Source organism: Roseobacter sp. N2S (genome assembly GCF_031454055.1).
In the GTDB taxonomy this organism is placed as follows: Bacteria; Pseudomonadota; Alphaproteobacteria; order Rhodobacterales; family Rhodobacteraceae; genus Amylibacter.
The window spans coordinates 231522-250828 of sequence record NZ_JAVDQB010000006.1; the positions used below are offsets into that span (position 1 = coordinate 231522).

The following is a 19307-nucleotide window of genomic DNA, read 5'->3' on the forward strand; positions in this document are numbered from 1 at the left end:
TAGACCCGCAACCTTATTCAGACATCAAACGCACAATGGTCTGGCGGGTGACAAAGCCGCTGACAGGCAATCCACGGGCCGACTGATACTCTCGGACTGCACCACGGGTGGCTTTGGTGAACTCTCCGTCCTGCTTACCCGGCTTCAAATCCAAAGCCTTCAACTTACGCTCCACCAGAATTTTCATCGCGGTGCTCATCTGCAAGGACTCTTCTTCCAATTCGGCCTTCTGTTGATCTGCCTCTTCCTGATCCTGCGCCGTCAACTCACCGATGCGCCGCTGCGCATTGGCAGCAAAGGTGCCGTTTGGATAGGCCCGCAAGAACCCCCGATAGTTTTCCAGTGTATTAGCTTGTCGCGCCTGATCCCAAGCCAAACGTTCCGCCGCCAGTGCCTTTTCGCGATTCTCCGCCTCAATCTGGTCCAGCGCTTTTCCGGCAGGCTCTGCATATAGTCCGTCGGGAAATTTACTCAGATAGGCCAGATAATCTGCCTCAGTGCCCCGCGCCCCTGTTTGCGCCCACAGTTTAGCATCCGCTGCATCCTGCGCTTGTTTTGCCCGTCGGGCTTCTTGCGCCAAATCCGCCGCACGCCGCTCGCTTTGCAAGCGCAAGCGCTTCAGCGAGGGCGCATTCAAGAACCCCTCACCTTCCTGTTCATTCTGCGCCTGCCAGCGCGCGATTGCAGCCCGCGATCCGGCCCCGAACACGCCATCAATCCCGTTTGGATCAAACCCCAACAACGAAAGCTGCTCTTGCACCCGCCGCCGGTCGTTGCGCGACAGGGCAAGATCGCGCTCTGCCTGTTCTTCGGGTGAAAACTGCGGCACTGCATCTGCAATCACCTGCAAACGCTCCACAGCCTGCACCGCGAACTCTCCGTTTGGATAACGCCGCAGATAGGCCTGATAGGATGCCTTACTGCCCAAATCTTCAGCCACGCCCCAATAGGCGGCCTCAGGGTCTATGGTTTCCGCAGCCTGACTGTCATCTTCTTGGGGATCAGAACTGCCGTTCAGACTGGCCAGATCGGAAACAAATCCTGAAACCGTCAACCCCTGCGCCAGTGCGGCCCCTTTTGCCGTGGAAACACCCGCTTGCAGGAATTGGCTGCGCAAAGCTTCGGTCACGGATTTAGGTGTGCCCCGTACCACCATCACCCCTTGAGGCACATCAAAGGCCCCGACACCTTTGTCGATCTGCACGCCCACCGCCGCTTCGGGCGGGTATTCCCCTAAAAACAAGGCAGCCTTACCCGGCTTCTCCGCCAGAAACGCCAGCAAAGCAGACAGTGGCAACGTGTCATATGCCACATTCGCCAAAGACGGAGATGCCAGATCAACAGGGGCAAAATAAGTCGCCATTCCAGCCTGCATAAACTGACCAGACAGAACCACCACAACCCGCTCGGCGGAATCGTGCAGGGTCTCAAACCGCTCCAAGGCTGATTTGGTCTGGGCCTCCGTAGCATTGCCAATCTGGATCACCTCATAGCCAGCCTGTTCAAAGGCAGGCGCGGCGTCCAGAACTTCGGCAGCATTGGGCACGGCATTGAACGACAGGTAATGGCTGTTCCCAACGATCAGCGCCACATTTTCAGCTTTCGCCGCAGGAGTTGCCAGCACCAACGCCAGCACAGCCCCCGTCACATAATTCCGCAAACCCATCTTCACCTCCTCTAACGCCGAGCCCCCTCGGCATCAGGCAGAGGCAGGGTCAATCGTAGCTGCGTTGGTCGTCGATCACCTTACCATCCTTGGGCAAGCTGTCGCGGTTATGCAATAACACTGCGCCGCGCAGTTTCAACACGTCTCTGACCGAGGCCTCGATTGCAGCCACATCCGCACCCTCGGAAGCCTCGCATAAAATCTGCATGGAATCCGCTTCGCCGTCGCGGGTTACCACCACACGCGCCTTAATAATTTCGGCGTGGCGCGACACCAGATCAGCCACCTGTTCAGGGCGCACAAACATGCCTTTGATCTTGGCCGTCTGATCCGCGCGGCCCATCCAGCCCTTGATGCGCATGTTGGTCCGCCCGCAAGGGGACTGCCCCGCCAGAACCGCGCTCATGTCACCTGTAGCAAAACGGATCAGCGGATAATCGGGGTTCAACGTGGTCACGACAACCTCGCCCACTTCGCCCTCGGCCACTGGATTACCAGTGCCGGGGGTGACTATTTCAACGATCACGCCCTCATCTACAATCATGCCTTCCATGGCTGGCGTTTCATAGGCGATAGACCCCAGATCCGCCGTGCCATACCCCTGCAAACACGCGATCCCACGATCGGCATATTCCGCGCGCAGACTGGGAAACAACGCTCCGCCTCCCACAACCGCTTTGGTCAAACGGCTTAGATCAATCCCGAGCGCATCCGCTTTATCAAGGATCACCTTCAGGTAATCCGGCGTGCCCGTATAAGTCGTCACCCCAAGCGCAAAGGCCGCCTGAACCTGCAATTCCGTTTGGCCAGTGCCCGCAGGCAAAACCGTCGCCCCCACAGCCGTCGCGCCATTTTCAAACATCATACCCGCAGGGGTCAGATGGTAGGAAAAACAGTTCTGAACCACATCGCCCTTGCCAACACCTGCCGCGAACAATCCACGCCCCATACGCCACCAGTCGCGCCCCCGCATAGCAGGTTCGTAAATCGGACCCGGAGACTGAAACACATGATCAAACCCTGCCGTAGAATGGGCCGCAAACCCGCCAAAAGGCGCCGCTGTTTTCTGGGCTGCAACCAGATCGGATTTGCGCAACACAGGTAATTTCGCCAGCGCAGTCCGATCCACAACCGCCCCCGCATCCACAGCCGCAAAGGCCGCGCCATACCCTGTGGCCTTTGCTTGCGCATGGGCAATCTGAAGCGGCAGCGCCACTGCCAAATCTGTGGCCCGCTGATCGGCACTGCGTGTTTCCAACTCGTCGTAAAATGCCATGATCCGGCCCTTTTAACTCACTACAAGGATATCCCTTGCGGCTTCAATGTTCCCTAAATACTCAACTCAGCGCCCAGAACAGACGCCATCCGTCAGCTTAGCCAACGCTTGCGCCGCCGATAGCTGCGCACATCGCGGAACGATTTGCGCCCGTCATCCGACATGCCCAGATAAAATTCCTTAACGTCCGGATTTTCCCGCAACTCGGCCGCGGGACCATCCATCACCACACGCCCGCTTTCCAGAATATAACCGTAATGGGCAAACCGCAGCGCCACGTTGGTGTTCTGTTCTGCCAGCAGAAACGCCACGCCCTCTTTTTCGTTCAGGTCTTTGACGATGCCAAAAATTTCTTCCACCAACTGCGGGGCCAGCCCCATTGACGGTTCATCCAAAAGCACGGTTTCCGGCTTGGACATCAGCGCACGCCCGATGGCAACCATCTGTTGCTCTCCGCCCGAGGTATAGCCGGCTTGCGATTTGCGGCGTTCTTTCAGACGGGGAAAATAAGTGTAAACCATTTCCAGATCCTGCGCCAATTCTGCGCGCGAGATGTTGCGGGTGTAGCTGCCTGTCAGCAGGTTTTCCTCAACCGTCAGATGCTCGAAGCAATGCCGCCCCTCCATCACCTGAATAACCCCGCGCCGCACCAGTTCGGCAGGGGATCTGTCGGCCACATTATCGCCGCGGTAGATAATCGACCCTTTGGTCACTTCCCCCCGCTCCGAATGCAAAAGGTTGGAAATAGCTTTCAGCGTGGTGGTTTTCCCCGCGCCATTCCCGCCCAACAACGCCGTGATCCCGCCTTTGGGCACAGACAGGCTGACCCCTTTCAGCACAAGGATAACGTGGTTGTAGATCACTTCGATGTTGTTGACCTCTAACAAGGTCTCTGTTTTGCCAGCGTCCAGCATCGTTCACTTCCAAGCTTTTGCATTTGGGTCCACCGGGCGGGGTACTCCGCCCGGTGAAATTGATTGATCGGGCCTTATTTACACTGCGGCTCGATGTTGTTTTCAGCGGCATAAGCCTCGGAGTCTTCTTTGACCAACGCGTCGATCACTTCGGAATCTGTTGGCTTAAAGTCGGAAATGATCGACCATGTTTTGGCCATCGCATCCCACTGGGCAACCCCCACAAGACCGTCACCGCCGTGGTTCTCACAAGTCACCTGGAACGCAGGGCCAAAGCCCGGCAGACCCAGACCCGCCATCCGCTCTTCGGTGATGTTCAGGTTTTCCATCGCATCGCGCAGCTCGGGGGCTGTGACATTTGCGTGGCCTGTTGCGGCTTGGGCGTCTTTGATGGCTTCAACAGCCAGCATGGCGGCATAAAGACCACGGTTGTACAGAACCGAGCCGACCGTATCGCCTGTGCCCGCAGCCTTGCCAGTGTCTACAACGTATTTCTGAATATCGTCGTAAATTGGAAAGTCTTTGCCAACACCGTGGAACGTCACAGCTTTATAGCCGTTCGCCGCTTCGCCAGCAGGCAGAACGTCGTGATCCGCACCAGACCACCAGATACCGATGAAGTTTTCCATCGGGTAGCGGATGTTCGCAGCTTCCTGAACAGCAACCTGGTTCATCACGCCCCAGCCCCACATCAGAACATAGTCAGGCTTTTCACGACGGATTTGCAGCCACTGTGATTTCTGCTCTTGGCCGGGATGGTCCACAGGCAACAGTGTCAGTTTGAAACCGTGCTTTTTGGCCAGCTCTTCCAACGTGCGGATCGGCTCTTTGCCAAAGGCAGAGTTGTGATAGACCAGCGCAATGGTTTTGCCATTGATGTCGTCGTTGTTGGTTTCCAGCAGATAGTTGATCATGCCAGAGGCGCCATCCCAATAGTTGGCGGGATAGTTGAATACATGGCTGAACACATTGCCGTTTTTGGCAGAGGTCCGACCATAGCCCAGCGTGTGCATCGGAATATCATCCGAAGTCACTTTGGGGATCAACTGATAGGTAATGCCGGTGGACAGCGGTTCATAGACCAAGGCGCCGCCGCCTTTGGTGGCCTCGTAACATTCCACACCTTTTTCAGTGTTATAACCGGTTTCACATTCGGTCATTTTGATCATTTCGCCGCCAACACCGCCGTCACGCTCGTTCATCAGCGTCAGGTAATCGGCATAGCCGTCAGCAAAGGGAATACCACCCGCTGCATAAGGTCCGGTGCGGTAGCTAAGCGACGGCAGCAGCAAATCCGCTGCCACAGGAGCCGCAGTCATCACAGCCGCCACGGCTGCCACTGCTAGTTTCGTAAATTTCATGTGTTCTTTCCTCCCAAGGTAATGACACAGGTTTAGCCCCAATTCAGGGCAATTAATTTGGCCTTAGTGTGGGAAAGGCCAAAGTCTCAGTTTCTCCTTTGCCAGACGCCACAATTGGGCAAGCCCGTGTGGTTCCAGAATAAGGAATACAATGATCAAACCGCCAACGATTACAAACTCGAAATGGGCGGCAAGATCGGTGGCCCAGCCCAACTGGCCCACCATGATATTTTTCAGCAAAACAGGCATCAGCACCATAAATGCAGCGCCCGCAAACGACCCAAAGATCGACCCCAAACCGCCGATAATCACCATGAACAGAATGATAAACGACTTGGAAATCCCAAAGGCCTCGCCCACTTCCACAGCGCCCAGATACAGCACAAAGAACATCGCACCGCTGATCCCGACGTAAAACGAACTGATGGCAAAAGCCGACAGTTTCGCGGTCATCGGGTTCACCCCGATGATTTCGGCCGCAATATCCATATCGCGGATGGCCATCCATTTGCGCCCCAGTGATCCGCGCGTCAGATTGCGCGCAACCACCGCCAGAACCACCACAAAGACCAGCGCCACAAGGTAAACCGCCCAGGCTTGGGTTTCTGCCCCTGTCACCGCATAGCCAAGCACTGTACGTTCTGGCGCGTTGATCTGACCCGATGCGGAATAGTTGTAAAACCACGGAACTTTGTTGAACAACCAAACCAGAAAGAACTGCGCCGCCAATGTGGCAACGGCCAGATAGAAGCCTTTGATCCGCAGACTGGGCAGCCCGAAAAGAATGCCCACCGCTGCTGTGACAAAGCCTGACAGCAGAATGACCGAGAAAATATCCATCCCCGGAAAAGACGTCATGAACTTGTAACAGGCATAGGCCCCAACAGCCATAAACCCGCCGCTGCCCAAACTGACCTGCCCGCAATATCCCGTCAGGATATTCAGCCCGATCGCCGCCACCGAATAAATCAGAAACGGCAGCACAACCGCGTTCAGCCAGTAATCGTTGATGATAAACGGCACCACCAGAAAGGCAAAACCCAGAACCGCCCAATAGCGATAGCGATCAAACTTGATCGGAAAGGTCTGGCTATCGTCCGCATAAGACGTTTTGAAATCACCCGCTTCACGATAAAACATCAGCTATGCCCTCTTTGATTTTCCAGACCACCGGCCTTCTTCTTTCCCGAAATATCCCCGCCGGAGGCTCCGACGACTGCAAATAACGCCATCGTCACACCCTTTCGATGATTTTGTCGCCGAACAGGCCTTGCGGTCTGAACACAAGGAACAACAGCGCCAGCATATAAGCGAACCAGTTTTCTGTAGCCCCGCCAAGGAAGGGTGCACCAATCAGGAATTCAAACATTTTTTCGCCCACACCGATGATCAAACCACCGACAATGGCACCGGGGATGGATGTAAATCCGCCCAGCATCAGTACTGGCAATGCTTTGAGCGCGATCAAAGACAGCGAGAATTGCACACCGGATTTAGAGCCCCACATGATCCCCGCGACCAGCGCGATGAAGCCTGCAATCGACCAAACCACGACCCAGATGAACCGCAGGGAAATCCCCACAGACAAAGCCGCCTGATGGTCATCCGCCACAGCCCGCAAGGCGCGGCCGGTTTTGGTGTATTGGGAAAACAGCACCAAAGACAGCACCAGCAGCCCCGCAAAAACCGCGGCCACAATGTCCAGACTGTCCAGATAAAAGCCGTAGAAATCTTCGCCGCCCAAAAATGCGGTATTCTCTTCGATCCAGAAATTGCCGCCCTGTGGGATGCCCACGTCCAGCTTTTTGATTTCCGAACCCCACATCAGATCGCCGAAACCTTCCATGAAATAGGCCATACCAATGGTGGCCATGAACAGGATGATGTCGGGCTGGTTGACCAGATGGCGCAGGATATAGCGTTCGACAAGTATGGCCAGAACCACCATCACCCCAGCCGTCAAAAGGATCGCCAGCAAGGCGGGCAGATGCCAGCCGAAATGATGCACCTGCGTGCCAAAAATCGAGTTGATCAGATGGGCGAAAGGTACTTGCCCGTCTTGCAAACCCACCAGCGTCAGCGCCGCAAACAGGGCCATAACCCCTTGGGCGTAATTGAAAATCCCCGAAGATTTAAAAATCAGCACAAAGCCCAGCGCCACAAGCGAATACAGCACGCCCGTCATCAGACCGTTGATAAAAACCTCGGCTCCAAAGTAAAAACCAGCGCTCATCGGATTGTCTCCACTTTGTCCGTCATCTTAGTGAAATCAGTCATGGGCCACCCCCAGATAGGCATCAATCACATCCTGATTGTTGCGCACATCATCCGGGGTGCCGTCCCCGATTTTCTTGCCGTAATCCATCACCACTACGCGATCCGCGATATCCATCACCACACCCATGTCATGTTCGATCAGGGCAATTGTGGTGCCAAATTCGTCGTTCACATCCAGAATAAAGCGGCTCATGTCCTCTTTTTCCTCGACGTTCATACCCGCCATGGGTTCATCCAGCAGCAACAGCTTGGGTTCGGCAGCCAGCGCACGACCCAGTTCAACCCGCTTTTGCAAACCATAGGGCAAACGGCCAACAGGGGTCTTGCGGATGGTCTGGATTTCCAGAAAGTCGATCACCTTTTCCACCACTTCGCGGTTTTCGGTTTCTTCTTTTTCCGCAGGCCCCCACCACAGCGCCTGTTTCAGGATGCCTGCATTCATATGGGTCAGACGCCCTGTCATGATATTATCCAACGTGGACATGCCACTGAACAGCGCGATGTTCTGAAAGGTGCGCGCGATACCTTGCTTGGCGATCTGGTGCGGCTTCATCGGACCACGTTTCTTGCCGTGAAACCAGACTTCGCCTTCCTGCGGGTGATAAAAGCCGTTCATCACGTTCAACATAGATGATTTACCCGCCCCGTTCGGGCCGATAATCGCGCGAATTTCGCCTTCACGGATATCAAAGGAAATATCCGTGATCGCTTTCACCCCGCCAAACCGCAGCGTGATGTTTTTCATTTCCATCATCTGCGCACCAATGGTGCGCCCGTCAGGGGTTTGATATGTTTCTGCTGTGCTCATTCTGCTGCCACTTTCTGCGCAGCCGTCGGGAACACTTTCGCATCCCGCATTTCCAGCGTTGCCTTGATCGAGCCTTTGCGCCCGTCCTCATATGTTACTTCGGTCTCGGTCGAGACTGCGGTCGAGCCGTCGTAAAGCCCATCGATCAGATCCTTGAACTTTTCCTCAATAATCCGGCGGCGCACTTTCTGGGTGCGGGTCAATTCACCGTCATCCGCATCAAGTTGTTTGTGCAAGATGCAGAAGCGGTGGATTTGACAGCCTGACAGCATTTCGTCTTCGGCCACCGAACGGTTCACCGCTTCGACGTGTTCTTGTACCGTGGCCATCACCTGCGGATGTCCGGCAAGTTCCTGATAGGACGAATAGGCAATGTTGTTGCGCTCTGCCCAGTTCCCCACTGAAGACAGGTCAATGTTGATGAACGCACAGCATTTTTCCCGATTATTCCCGAAGACAACGGCTTCAAGGATATTGGGATAGAACTTCAGCTTGTTTTCCACATATTTCGGCGCAAACATGCCCCCGTCGGACATTTTGCCAACATCTTTGGCGCGGTCGATAATGCGCAGATGTCCTGTGTCTTGTTCGATGAACCCCGCGTCACCTGTGGCCACCCAGCCTTCAGGGTCTTTGGTGTCAGCAGTGCTTTCAGGGTTCTTATAGTATTCCACAAATGCCCCGGGCGAGCGGTAGAAGACCTCGCCATTTTCTGCGATGCGCAGTTCTACACCCGGTGCAGGCACGCCCACCGTATCAGCGCGCACTTCGCCGTCCGGCTGGATTGTGACAAAAACCGTGGCTTCGGTCTGGCCGTAAAGCTGTTTCAGGTTGATCCCCAACGAGCGGTAGAAATCGAAAATCTCGGGACCAATGGCCTCGCCTGCGGTATAGCCCACCCGCATCCGGCTGAGACCAAGTGTGTTTTTCAGCGGGCCATAGACCAGAATATTGCCAATGGCGTATTTCAGGCGCTCGCCAAAGCTGACGGGTTTACCGTCCAGCAATTTAGGCCCGACCTCGCGGGCGAAATCCATGTATTTCTTGAACATCCGCTGCTTGCGCGGGGAGGCGTCTTCCATGCGGATCATTACGTTGGTCAGCAGGCCTTCAAAATAGCGGGGAGGGGCAAAGAAATAAGTCGGCCCGATTTCCCGCAAATCCGCCTGCATGGTGTCAGGGCTTTCGGGACAGGCCACACAAAAGCCGGTCCAGAACCCCTGCCCCACAGTAAAGATGTAATCCCCGACCCAGGCCATCGGCAGATAGGCCAAAACCCTGTCATCCGAGGTCAGACTGTCGAATTCAGACGCGGCCTGACCGGATTTCACGATGTTGCGGTTTGACAGAACCACCCCTTTGGGCCGCCCTGTGGTGCCCGAAGTGTAAAGCATAATGCAGGTGGTATCAAAATCCTGCTTGGCCAGACGGGTATCCAGCGCCCCTTGCAGATCGCTGGCACGACCCTTGTCCTGCACTTCGCGGTAGTCATGCAATTTGGTGCGGTCGTATTTGCGCATGCCGCGCGGATCCAGATAGATCATCTGTTCCAGCGTTGGCAGACGCTCGCCCACTTCAAGCACCTTATCCACCTGCTCCTGATCTTCAGCGATCACAAAACGGGCGGAACAATGATCCAACACATAGGCCATCTCTTCGGCCACCGCATCGCGGTACAATGGAACCGGCACTGCGCCACAAGACTGGATCGCCACCATAGCCCAATAGAAATACGGCCGGTTGCGCCCGATGATGGCAACATGGTCACCCTCGGACAGCCCCATATCCAGCAGGCCCAGCGCCAGCGCGTTGACCTCTTCGCTGACTTGGCGCCAAGTCCAGCTTTGCCAGATACCGAATTCTTTTTCGCGGTAAGCAGGTTTATTGGCGTAGACGGACGCATTGCGCGCCAGTAGACGCGGAATCGTATTGATCTCACCTGTCGGTGTCGGTCCAGATGTCACAGAATTTCCTCCCAGATGTCTGTGCACGTTCCCTTTCGCACACAAACTTGTGTGCAGGGTCTATGATTCCCCGCACAACATCATTCATTGCCGCCACCCTGACGTCAAAATTATTCTGAAATTTTACAGGATTGTATCAAATTGTAACAAGCGCATTCTTCGCTGGATTTAGCCGCGCCGCCTCTGCTAGCGATAAAGCATGTCGGATCAAACCACCCCCCAAATGATGCGCGCGGGCCTGAACCTGATTGGTCAGGCCCTGACCATCTACAACGAAGACTTGGAACTTTCGGTATCGAACCGGCGGTTTCAGGAATTGTTCGGCCTGCCCGACCATCTGGTGGTTGCAGGGGCCAGTTTTATCGAAACCATCCATTACCTTGCCTCACGCGGGGAATATGGCGTGGTGGATGACGTTGACGGTTTTGTAAAACTGCGCGTGGATCAGGCCCGCGCCTTTGAACCCCATTATATGGAACGCCAGCGCGCCAACGGGCATTGGATTTCGGTCGAGGGCAGCCCATTGCGCACCGGTGGCTGGGTGACGGTTTATACCGATATCACCCAGATCAAACGCCAAGAGGCCTTGTTGCGATCCGAGGGGGAAAAGCTGTCGGCCGATCTGATCACCCGATCCGAAGAACTGACCGAAACCAACCGCCGCCTTGCCGCCACCAACATCGCCCTAGAAGAAACCAAACGCGACCTGACCGAGGCCGAGGCCCGCGCAAGGGTCACCGCCGAAATGACCCCCGCCCATATCGCCCATGTGGACCGCAATAAAATATACACCTATTCCAACCGCAAGCTGTTCGAAGTGATCGGAAATTCCCGCCGTGACATCATCGGCCTTAGCACCCGCGAGGCCCTGGGCGAGGCCGCCCACCGCCAGATCAACCCGATGTTTGACAAAGCCTTGGCAGGCGAACCCAACGTCAGCGAATTTGATCTGCACGAAGGCACCCGCCGCGTGCGCGCCGCCTTTACCCCCGATATTGACGCTGATGGCAATATTGTCGGGGCTTATGTTTTATCTATGGACATCACCGCCGAGGCACAGGCCCGCGCCGCCTTGCAACAGACCCGCAAACGGGAATTGGCCGCCCAACTGACCAGCGGGCTGGCCCATGATTTCGCCAATCTTTTAACCGTTATTCTGGGCCTGCAAGGTCAGTTGGAACGGATGGAAAGCCTGCCCGCAAAAGCGCTCGAAGCTATTGCAACAACCAAGGCAGCGGCGCTGCGGGGCGGGATGTTGCTGGATAAATTGTCAGGTGTTTCGGGGCGGCGCGACCTTACGGTCTCGGCTGTGTTCATCGACACATTATTCGCCGATCTGTCCGCACTGGCCAAAGCTGCCCTGCCCGACACGATCACGCTGGAGTTGACAAATGACGGTATCGAAAGACCCGTGATGCTGGATCGCGGCTTTATGCAGGACGGGTTGCTGAACCTTGTCCTGAACGCACGGGATGCCATTTTGGGTGCAGATCGCAGCGCAGGCCAGATCGGCATCACGGCCCGCCTGCGTGGCACCACTTGGGTTGAATTTCAGGTCACTGACACAGGCCCGGGCTTTTCTCCCACGGGTTTGCAAAACGCACTCGATCCGTTTTTCACTTCTAAGGCCTCTGAAGGGTCGGGGCTGGGGCTGACCATGGTTTATGACTTTGCCCAACTATCCGGCGGGCGGGTGCGCATTGCCAACCGCCCCCAAAGTGGTGCCGAGGTTACGGTGCAACTGCCCCTGCGCTATGGTTCGCTTGCCTCGGGCTTGGGGATGATCCTGCTGGTCGAAGACAAAGAAGACCTGCGCGTACAAACCCGCGAAATGCTGCGGGCTATGGGGCATGTGGTGCTGGAAACCGACAACGCCGAAGAAGCGCTTGTGCTGGCCCAAGTGCCTGGAATCAGCCATGTGCTATCCGATATTATGCTCGGGGACGGGATGACAGGCCTAGACATGGCCCGCGCCCTGCTGGATACGGGGATCAATGTTCCTGTCATTATGATGACAGGTCTGCCCGCCAACGACCCGATCCGCCAACAAGCCGAGGCGCAGTTTCCGCTGTTACCCAAACCCTTTGGCGAGTCCCATCTGGCCGATAAATTTGACGAGGTTCAGGCATGAGCACCCCCCAAAGCGCCCATCTGGTCACCATTCTGGACGATGAACCACAAATCCGCCTGATGCTGGCCGACGCCCTGCAAGCCGCAGGATTCCGCACTGCCAGCTTTGGCCGCGCCACCGAGTTCGAGGCCGCAATGGCCAGCATGAACCCCGATATCTGTCTGGTGGATCTGGGCCTGCCCGATAAGGACGGACTGGCGCTGGTCCATCGACTGGCCACCAATCTGGGCGCGGCGATCATCATCATTTCGGGACGCAATCAGGTGCAGGATAAAATCACCGGGCTGGAACTGGGCGCGGATGATTACATCATCAAACCCTTCGATCCCGCCGAGGTGGTCGCCCGCGCCCGCGCCTTGCTGCGCCGTGGCAGATCCACCAGCAGCAGCAAATCCCGTATCGCCAGTTTCACAGGCTGGTCCGCCGATTTCGACCAATATATCCTGATCCCCCAAGACGGCACCCCTGTGCCCTTCAGTCAAGCCGAAGCCGAAGTGCTGCGTCTGTTCCTAGACGCGCCAAACCGCCTGATCTCTCGCGCTCATATGCAGGAACTGCTGGGGGGCGAAGCGGGCGACAGCTTTGATCGCGCCATGGATGTGCGGGTTTCCCGCCTGCGCACCAAACTGCGCGACGACCCGAAAAACCCCAAACTTATCAAAACCATATACGGCGCTGGCTATATTTTTCTGGGCGAGGTTCACTGGCAGTGATCAGCCCTGCCCTGCCAAGGCTTGCAGGGTTTCAACCAGTTGATCCACCACCCCCGTCGCCCCGGTTATCGGGCTGCGGTGCAGGGTCAAAAACAGCGCCAGCGGCACAGGATGATCCACCGCCACCACCAAATCCCCCCGCGCCAGCAAAGGCGTGACCAAACTGCGATGCCCCATCAAAACGCCCCCGCCGTTGACCGCCTCTTGCACCGCTACACTGTATAATGAATAGCTCGGCCCCGCACCGCTGTAGACCTGATCAGGATAGGCCGCCTTGGTCCAGTCGGCCCAATCATGGGGCCAGAATTGATCGGAAATATGCGGCACGCCCATCAAATCTGTAAACGAATTTATAGATTTTCCCAGTTCAGGCGCACAGACAGGCACCAGCGCATCCGGCCCCACGAGAAGCTGTCCCGTATCGGCAGTAGGGGTGAAAAACAGGCTGATATCAAACGGCTCGCGGGCCAGATTGGGCGGTGTTTCCATCGCCGTCACTGAAATCTGCACCCCTTTGATCGCCCCCCGCAAGTCAGGCAACCACGGTGCCAACAGCAGTTGCGCCACGCTTGGCAAGGTTGCAATCGCCAGATTATTCGGCGCCGCCAATTTGCGCAATTTCTGGCTGGCCAGACTGACCTCGTCAAAGGCACGTACAAAATCCGGCAGCACCTGGCGTCCCAGATCAGACAGGCTAACCCCTTGGGCATGACGTTCAAACAAGGCCCCGCCGCACCACGCCTCTAGCCCCTTGATATGCTGGGCTACCGCCCCTGCCGAAACGTTCAATTCCCCCGCCGCCTGTTTAAATCCCCCTAACCGCGCCGCTGATTCAAACGCCCGCAAGGCATTGAGCGGCGGCAAAGATGGCCTTGGGGGATTTACAGACATGATTTAGACCCAGTTTTTCTAGGCCTATTTATTAGCATTTCTGATTTGCAAAACCAACGGCCAAAAGCGATCCTTTTGTCAAACAACCGCAAGAGGCCTAAAATGACCGCATTAACACATCGCAACTGGGTACCAGCCCGGTCCGAAACCCTGATCCAATCCATCGCTACAAAAACCGCCGCCGCCCCATCACCCGATATCGCCGCACGGCTGGAAACACTGGCGCAGGACAATCGCACCATTCACGAACAGCAGTGTTTCAACCTGAACCCCGCCACCAACGTGATCAACCCCCGCGCCGCCGCCCTGCTATCGAGCGGCATCGGCGAGCGTCCGTCCCTCGGCTACCCCGGTGACAAATACGAAATGGGTCTGGAAGCGATTGAAGAAATTGAGGTTATCTGCGACGAACTGGCCGCCGAAGTGTTCCGCGCCAAATTCGCCGAAATCCGCGTACCGTCGGGGGCAATCGCCAACCTCTACGCCTTTATGGCCACCTGCAAACCCGGTGACACCATCATCGCCCCCCCCGCCAGCATCGGTGGCCATGTGACCCATCACGCCGCAGGCTGCGCGGGGCTTTACGGGCTAAATGTGCTGCACGCACCGGTGGACGCAGACGGTTATACCGTCGATCTGGACGGGCTGCGCACCATGGCCCAAAAGGCCCGCCCCAAACTCATCACCATCGGCTGCTCGCTGAACCTGTTCCCCCATCCCGTCCCCGAAATCCGCAGTATCGCGGATCAGGTCGGTGCAAAACTGCTGTTTGATGCGGCCCATCAATGCGGCATTATCGCAGGGCAAGCCTGGCCCGATCCGCTGGCCCAAGGTGCCCATTTGATGACCATGAGCACCTATAAATCGCTCGGCGGTCCCGCTGGCGGGCTGATCGTCAGCAATGATGCCGAACTGGCCGAAAAACTGGACGCCATCGCCTTTCCCGGCATGACCGCCAACTTTGACGCCGCCAAATCCGCTGCCCTTGCCATGTGCCTGCTGGACTGGCGCGACCACGGCGCGGCTTATGCAGCAGAAATGGTGGCCGTGTCCCAAGCCCTCGCCGCCGCCCTATCCGCCCAAGATATCCCTGTGTTTCAGGCCGAAAAAGGCGGCACCCAGTCCCATCAATTTGCCATAAAAGCCGCCGCCTATGGGGGTGGGCAAACCGCCGCCAAGAAACTGCGCGCAGCAGGCTTTCTGACCTGCGGCATCGGCCTGCCTATTGACGAGGTCGCAAACGACCTGAACGGCCTGCGCATCGGCACCCCCGAGATCGTCCGCTGGGGCGTCACCCGCGACCACGTCCCCGAACTCGCCAATCTGCTGATCCGCGCCCTAAAAGCCAATGACCCCGCAACACGCGCCCCCGAAACCGCCGCGTTCCGCGCGAATTTCAACAAACTGCATTTTATCAACTAAGAAGAAAGAGGCAGCCGTGGCGCCCTATGTAGCCTTACATAGGGTCGCCGTGGCCAAAGCAGTTTTCCCGATGAAACCGCAGGTATTCGGGGTGCGGGTGATGCCTTGGGTTATCCGGCAAAAGCAGTTTCTGACCTGGCGTGATCAGCCGCGCAGCGACGTCGCTGGGCACTTTATTGTGTGAAATCAAGATGCGATGATCCTTGGCCACTGAAATCAGCCCGCGATCAAACATCCAATGCAATGTGCCAGATAATGCCAATCCATTCTGCACCACGTCTGGACCGTCATCTGCGACAGCCCGTATATGCGCGGCCTGAACCTCGGGCCGCCCGCCCCCGTTGCGCAGTTGCAGCCCCGAAATTGCACAGCGCCCTTTATAAGCCGCCTTTACCAGCCTTTGAAAAGAAGCATCACGCGCAGGCCGCGAGCTTAATACCTTTGTTCGCTCCGTGACGGGTTGTAGCCCTTCAAATGTCACAGCCTGCTCCGACAAACCAACCACAGGCACAACAGTATCTTGCCTTGGAATAGCGTCTACGCCTTCGATTTCCACCAGTCCCGCATCTACAATATTGGCAAACTCCAAGGGAGTCAGCTTGCGCACCGCAGAGACCGAAGCACCTCCTGACATCGGGCTGCCATCTGCTTTACGCAACGAAGTCTCGTAGGCTAGACCGTTCGCATCCGCCCGCTGTACAACCTGTTCAAACTGCCACTGGGAGCCTCGATCTAAAATAGCATAAAAATGCTGATCATTTTTGAGGTCTGGTACAACGTCCAACACCTTTTGAACCGCGACATAACCAAAGGCCCCTTTGCGGTTTTCATAGAAAACGACCCAGTCCCCAACAGTTTGGCGCACTGTTCCCAGATACCGCTTTGGGAAATGATAAGCCTCACCAGGCTTGTCATCATAAATTGATTCTACATTTTGAATGAAAATCGCGTTTACCATCTTGGGTAGATTAAAGACGCCAACCGTTTACAAAAGCAACCTATTAAAAAGGGCAGCCGTGTATCCCACTCCTGCCCCTTTATCTTCAATGTTCCCAAAATACTCAAACCCCACCGTGTCTCAAATCACTCGGCGGCGATGGCGTCCTCAACCTTTTCCGCCCGCACCGCAGAAAACTTGAACTCTGGAATTTTACCGAACGGGTCCAACGCCGAGTTGGTCAGGATATTCGCCGCCGCCTCTACATAGGCGAAAGGTAGGAAAACCATGTCTTCGGCCACCGCACGGTCGGCCCGCGCCATTGTCACAATCGTCCCCCGTTTGGTGGTCAGGCGGATCATCCCGCCCGGTTCCACGCCCATTTTGCGCAGGGTCTTGGGATGAAGGGAACAGTTTGCCTCAGGCTCCATGGCGTCCAGAACCGTGGCGCGGCGGGTCATTGAACCCGTGTGCCAGTGTTCCAACTGACGCCCTGTGGTCAGGATCATCGGGAAATCTGCATCGGGCACATCATCAGGAGCGATGATACTGGCGGGGGTGAATTTCGCGCGGCCTTCGGGACGCGGGAAACCATCGCCGAACACAATCGCTTGCCCCGGGTCCGTTGGGGACAGCGACGGGTAGGTCACAGCCTCGGCTTCCAGCCGGTCCCATGTGATATTGTCCAGACTGTTCATGCCCATTTTCATTTCCGCAAACACCTGACGGGGATGGGTATAGTCCCAGTCCAGCCCCAACCTCTGGGCCAGTTCGGTGGTGATCACCCAATCTTCGCGCGCATCCCCGGGCAAAGGCACGGCAGGGCGACCCATTTGCACTTGACGGTTGGTATTGGTCACCGTGCCGGTCTTTTCGGCGAAAGCACTGGCGGGCAGGATCACATCGGCGTAATTGGCGGTTTCGGTAAGGAAAATATCCTGCACCACCAGATGTTCCAGCTTGGCCAGCGCGTCGCGGGCATGTTCCACATCGGGGTCCGACATGGCAGGGTTTTCGCCCAGAATATACATGCCGTGAATGTCGCCTGCGTGAATCGCGTCCATGATTTCCACCACGGTCAGGCCTTTTTCAGCCCCGAAATCCACGTCAGACTTCCAGATTTCGTTAAACGCAGAGCGCACACCGTCATCGCCCACAGGTTGATAATCGGGCAGGAACATGGGGATCATCCCCGCGTCAGATGCACCCTGCACGTTGTTTTGCCCGCGCAGCGGATGCAGCCCTGCGCCCGGACGCCCCACCTGCCCTGTCATCAGCGCCAGACTGATCAGACAGCGGGAATTATCCGTGCCGTGGATGTGCTGGGAAATGCCCATCCCCCAGAAAATCATCCCCGCTTTCGCCCCTGCAAACAGACGGGCAACCTCTTTCAACTCCTCGGCATCAACCCCACAGAGCGGGGCCATTTTTTCGGGCGAGAAGTCTTTCAGGTGGGCCTTCTGGGCCTCCCAGTTTTCGGTATAGGCGGCGATATATTGTTTGTCGTACAATTCCTCTTCGACGATCGTGTGCATGATCGCGTTCAGCATCGACACATCCGTGCCGGGGCGGAATTTCAAACGATGGGTCGCGTATTTGCCAAGCCCGACACCGCGCGGGTCCATGACAATCAGCTTGCCGCCCCGTTTGGTGAACTGCTTGAAATAGGTGGCCGCAACGGGGTGGTTTTCCACCGGATTAGCCCCGATCACAATGGCCACATCAGAGTTTACGATTTCATTGAATGTGGCAGACACCGCAGCCGAGCCAACGTTTTCCATCAAGGCCGCAACCGAGCTGGCGTGGCACAACCGCGTGCAGTGATCCACATTATTGTGGCCAAAGCCCTGACGGATCAGTTTCTGGAACAGATAGGCCTCTTCGTTGGTGCATTTGGCCGACCCGAACCCAGCAATGGACTTGCCCCCTTTTTCGTCGCGCAGGCTGCCAAGCCCGCCTGCCGCAACGCTCATCGCTTCTTCCCAAGACGCTTCGCGAAAGAAATCCAGAACATTGTCAGGATGCACGTTCAGCCCTTTGGCAGGGGCATCATCGCGGCGGATCAGCGGTTTGGTCAGGCGGTGTTCGTGGTGGATATAGTCAAAACCGAAACGGCCTTTCACACAAAGCCGTCCTTCGTTTGCAGGGCCGTCGATACCATCGACCCATGCCACCTTGTCGTCTTTGATTTTCAGGCTGATCTGGCACCCCACACCACAGAACGGGCAGACGGATTTCACCTCGCGGTCGAAATCCTGACTGTCGCCCACTTGCATGTCATCCAGCGCCGTTGCTGGCATCAAAGCCCCTGTCGGGCAAGCCTGCACACATTCACCGCAAGCCACACAGGAACTTTCGCCCATGGGGTCATTCATATCAAACACGATCTGGCTGTCATGACCACGCCCTGCCATGCCGATCACGTCATTAACCTGCACTTCACGGCAGGCGCGCACACACAGATTGCACTGGATACAGGCATCCAGATTGACCCGCATGGCCACGTGGCTGTCATCCAGCAGCGGAATATGATCCGGCTCCATCGCGGGGAAACGGCTGTCCGTCACCCCTTGCAGATCGGCCATATCCCAAAGATGCGAGGATTTATCATGGGCCTGTTCGCGAGCAGGCTGATCGGCCACCAACAACTCCATCACCATCTTGCGCGCAGTTGTTGCGCGGCTGGATTGGGATTTCACCACCATCCCGTCTGATGGTTTGCGAATACAGGACGCTACCAAAGTGCGCTCGCCGTCCACCTCGACCATACAGGCGCGACAGTTTCCGTCCGAGCGATAACCCTTTTCACCCGAATGGCACAGATGGGGGATGGTGGTGCCTTCGCGCTTGGCAACCTCCCAAATGGTTTCATCCGGTCCGGCCAGAACAACCTGCCCATCAAGGGTGAATTCAATTGCATCTGCCATGACAAAGACTCCGACTTATT

General features: G+C 56.5%; 14 protein-coding genes. 3 read left to right on the forward strand and 11 right to left on the reverse strand.

The annotated features are described in order from the left end of the window. Window positions 1-13 precede the first annotated feature (13 nt). The 8 genes from GGE09_RS15415 to GGE09_RS15450 form a co-directional block, all read right to left on the reverse strand. A complete protein-coding gene (locus tag GGE09_RS15415) occupies window positions 14-1666 on the reverse strand; it encodes a peptidoglycan-binding protein (RefSeq protein WP_309747047.1) in 1653 nt (550 codons plus the stop codon). A gap of 49 nt (window positions 1667-1715) precedes the next feature. Continuing rightward, a complete protein-coding gene (locus tag GGE09_RS15420) occupies window positions 1716-2942 on the reverse strand; it encodes an AMP-binding protein (protein ID WP_309747048.1) in 1227 nt (408 codons plus the stop codon). A gap of 92 nt (window positions 2943-3034) precedes the next feature. After that, on the reverse strand, window positions 3035-3856 hold the full coding sequence (locus GGE09_RS15425) for an ABC transporter ATP-binding protein (protein ID WP_309747049.1): 822 nt from the start codon (window positions 3854-3856) through the stop codon (window positions 3035-3037). A 74-nt stretch (window positions 3857-3930) separates the two neighbouring features. Continuing rightward, the gene (locus tag GGE09_RS15430; RefSeq protein ID WP_309747050.1) at window positions 3931-5217 is read right to left on the reverse strand and encodes an ABC transporter substrate-binding protein; all 1287 of its coding nucleotides are present in this window, start codon (window positions 5215-5217) and stop codon (window positions 3931-3933) included. Between the two features lie 63 nt (window positions 5218-5280). Further along, window positions 5281-6357 (reverse strand): branched-chain amino acid ABC transporter permease, encoded by a 1077-nt coding sequence (locus GGE09_RS15435; protein WP_309747051.1) that lies wholly within the window; start codon window positions 6355-6357, stop codon window positions 5281-5283. A gap of 94 nt (window positions 6358-6451) precedes the next feature. Then, entirely contained in the window at window positions 6452-7450 is a 999-nt protein-coding gene (locus GGE09_RS15440; RefSeq protein WP_309747052.1) for a branched-chain amino acid ABC transporter permease, read from the reverse strand. Window positions 7451-7486: 36 nt separating this feature from the next. Next, window positions 7487-8302 carry an ABC transporter ATP-binding protein gene (locus tag GGE09_RS15445; protein WP_309747053.1) on the reverse strand — a complete coding sequence of 272 codons (816 nt, stop codon included), beginning with the start codon at window positions 8300-8302 and terminating at the stop codon, window positions 7487-7489. Further along, the gene (locus tag GGE09_RS15450) at window positions 8299-10266 is read right to left on the reverse strand and encodes an AMP-binding protein (RefSeq protein ID WP_309747054.1); all 1968 of its coding nucleotides are present in this window, start codon (window positions 10264-10266) and stop codon (window positions 8299-8301) included. The genes GGE09_RS15445 and GGE09_RS15450 overlap by 4 nt, the downstream gene beginning before the upstream one ends. A 199-nt stretch (window positions 10267-10465) precedes the next feature. Between GGE09_RS15450 and GGE09_RS15455 the strand changes: the two genes are divergently transcribed. Beyond that, entirely contained in the window at window positions 10466-12397 is a 1932-nt protein-coding gene (locus GGE09_RS15455; protein ID WP_309747055.1) for a PAS-domain containing protein, read from the forward strand. Further along, on the forward strand, window positions 12394-13110 hold the full coding sequence (locus tag GGE09_RS15460; protein WP_309747056.1) for a response regulator transcription factor: 717 nt from the start codon (window positions 12394-12396) through the stop codon (window positions 13108-13110). Before GGE09_RS15455 ends, GGE09_RS15460 begins: the two co-directional genes overlap by 4 nt. Here the strand turns inward: GGE09_RS15460 and GGE09_RS15465 are convergent, their stop codons facing one another. Then, on the reverse strand, window positions 13111-14001 hold the full coding sequence (locus GGE09_RS15465) for a LysR family transcriptional regulator (protein ID WP_309747057.1): 891 nt from the start codon (window positions 13999-14001) through the stop codon (window positions 13111-13113). A 102-nt stretch (window positions 14002-14103) separates the two neighbouring features. On the opposite strand from GGE09_RS15465, the gene glyA reads away from it, so the two are divergent. After that, complete coding sequence (glyA, locus tag GGE09_RS15470; protein WP_309747058.1) at window positions 14104-15423, forward strand: aminotransferase class I/II-fold pyridoxal phosphate-dependent enzyme; 1320 nt, start codon at window positions 14104-14106, stop codon at window positions 15421-15423. Between the two features lie 34 nt (window positions 15424-15457). Here glyA and GGE09_RS15475 read toward each other — a convergent pair whose 3' ends face one another. Together GGE09_RS15475 and fdhF are read right to left on the reverse strand one after the other, a co-directional pair. After that, a complete protein-coding gene (locus GGE09_RS15475; RefSeq protein ID WP_309747059.1) occupies window positions 15458-16081 on the reverse strand; it encodes an HNH endonuclease in 624 nt (207 codons plus the stop codon). A gap of 425 nt (window positions 16082-16506) precedes the next feature. Next, window positions 16507-19287, reverse strand: a complete 2781-nt coding sequence (gene fdhF, locus GGE09_RS15480; RefSeq protein WP_309747060.1) for a formate dehydrogenase subunit alpha — start codon at window positions 19285-19287, stop codon at window positions 16507-16509. Window positions 19288-19307: the final 20 nt, after the last annotated feature.

Excerpts from the sequence above, each read along its gene's own strand:
- GGE09_RS15415 (WP_309747047.1), bottom strand. The coding sequence starts at position 1,666 with ATGGGTTTGCGGAATTATGTGACGGGGGCTGTGCTGGCGTTGGTGCTG.
- GGE09_RS15420 (WP_309747048.1), bottom strand. The coding sequence starts at position 2,942 with ATGGCATTTTACGACGAGTTGGAAACACGCAGTGCCGATCAGCGGGCC.
- GGE09_RS15425 (WP_309747049.1), bottom strand. The coding sequence starts at position 3,856 with ATGCTGGACGCTGGCAAAACAGAGACCTTGTTAGAGGTCAACAACATC.
- GGE09_RS15430 (WP_309747050.1), bottom strand. The coding sequence starts at position 5,217 with ATGAAATTTACGAAACTAGCAGTGGCAGCCGTGGCGGCTGTGATGACT.
- GGE09_RS15435 (WP_309747051.1), bottom strand. The coding sequence starts at position 6,357 with ATGTTTTATCGTGAAGCGGGTGATTTCAAAACGTCTTATGCGGACGAT.
- GGE09_RS15440 (WP_309747052.1), bottom strand. The coding sequence starts at position 7,450 with ATGAGCGCTGGTTTTTACTTTGGAGCCGAGGTTTTTATCAACGGTCTG.
- GGE09_RS15445 (WP_309747053.1), bottom strand. The coding sequence starts at position 8,302 with ATGAGCACAGCAGAAACATATCAAACCCCTGACGGGCGCACCATTGGT.
- GGE09_RS15455 (WP_309747055.1), top strand. The coding sequence starts at position 10,466 with ATGTCGGATCAAACCACCCCCCAAATGATGCGCGCGGGCCTGAACCTG.
- GGE09_RS15460 (WP_309747056.1), top strand. The coding sequence starts at position 12,394 with ATGAGCACCCCCCAAAGCGCCCATCTGGTCACCATTCTGGACGATGAA.
- GGE09_RS15465 (WP_309747057.1), bottom strand. The coding sequence starts at position 14,001 with ATGTCTGTAAATCCCCCAAGGCCATCTTTGCCGCCGCTCAATGCCTTG.
- glyA (WP_309747058.1), top strand. The coding sequence starts at position 14,104 with ATGACCGCATTAACACATCGCAACTGGGTACCAGCCCGGTCCGAAACC.
- fdhF (WP_309747060.1), bottom strand. The coding sequence starts at position 19,287 with ATGGCAGATGCAATTGAATTCACCCTTGATGGGCAGGTTGTTCTGGCC.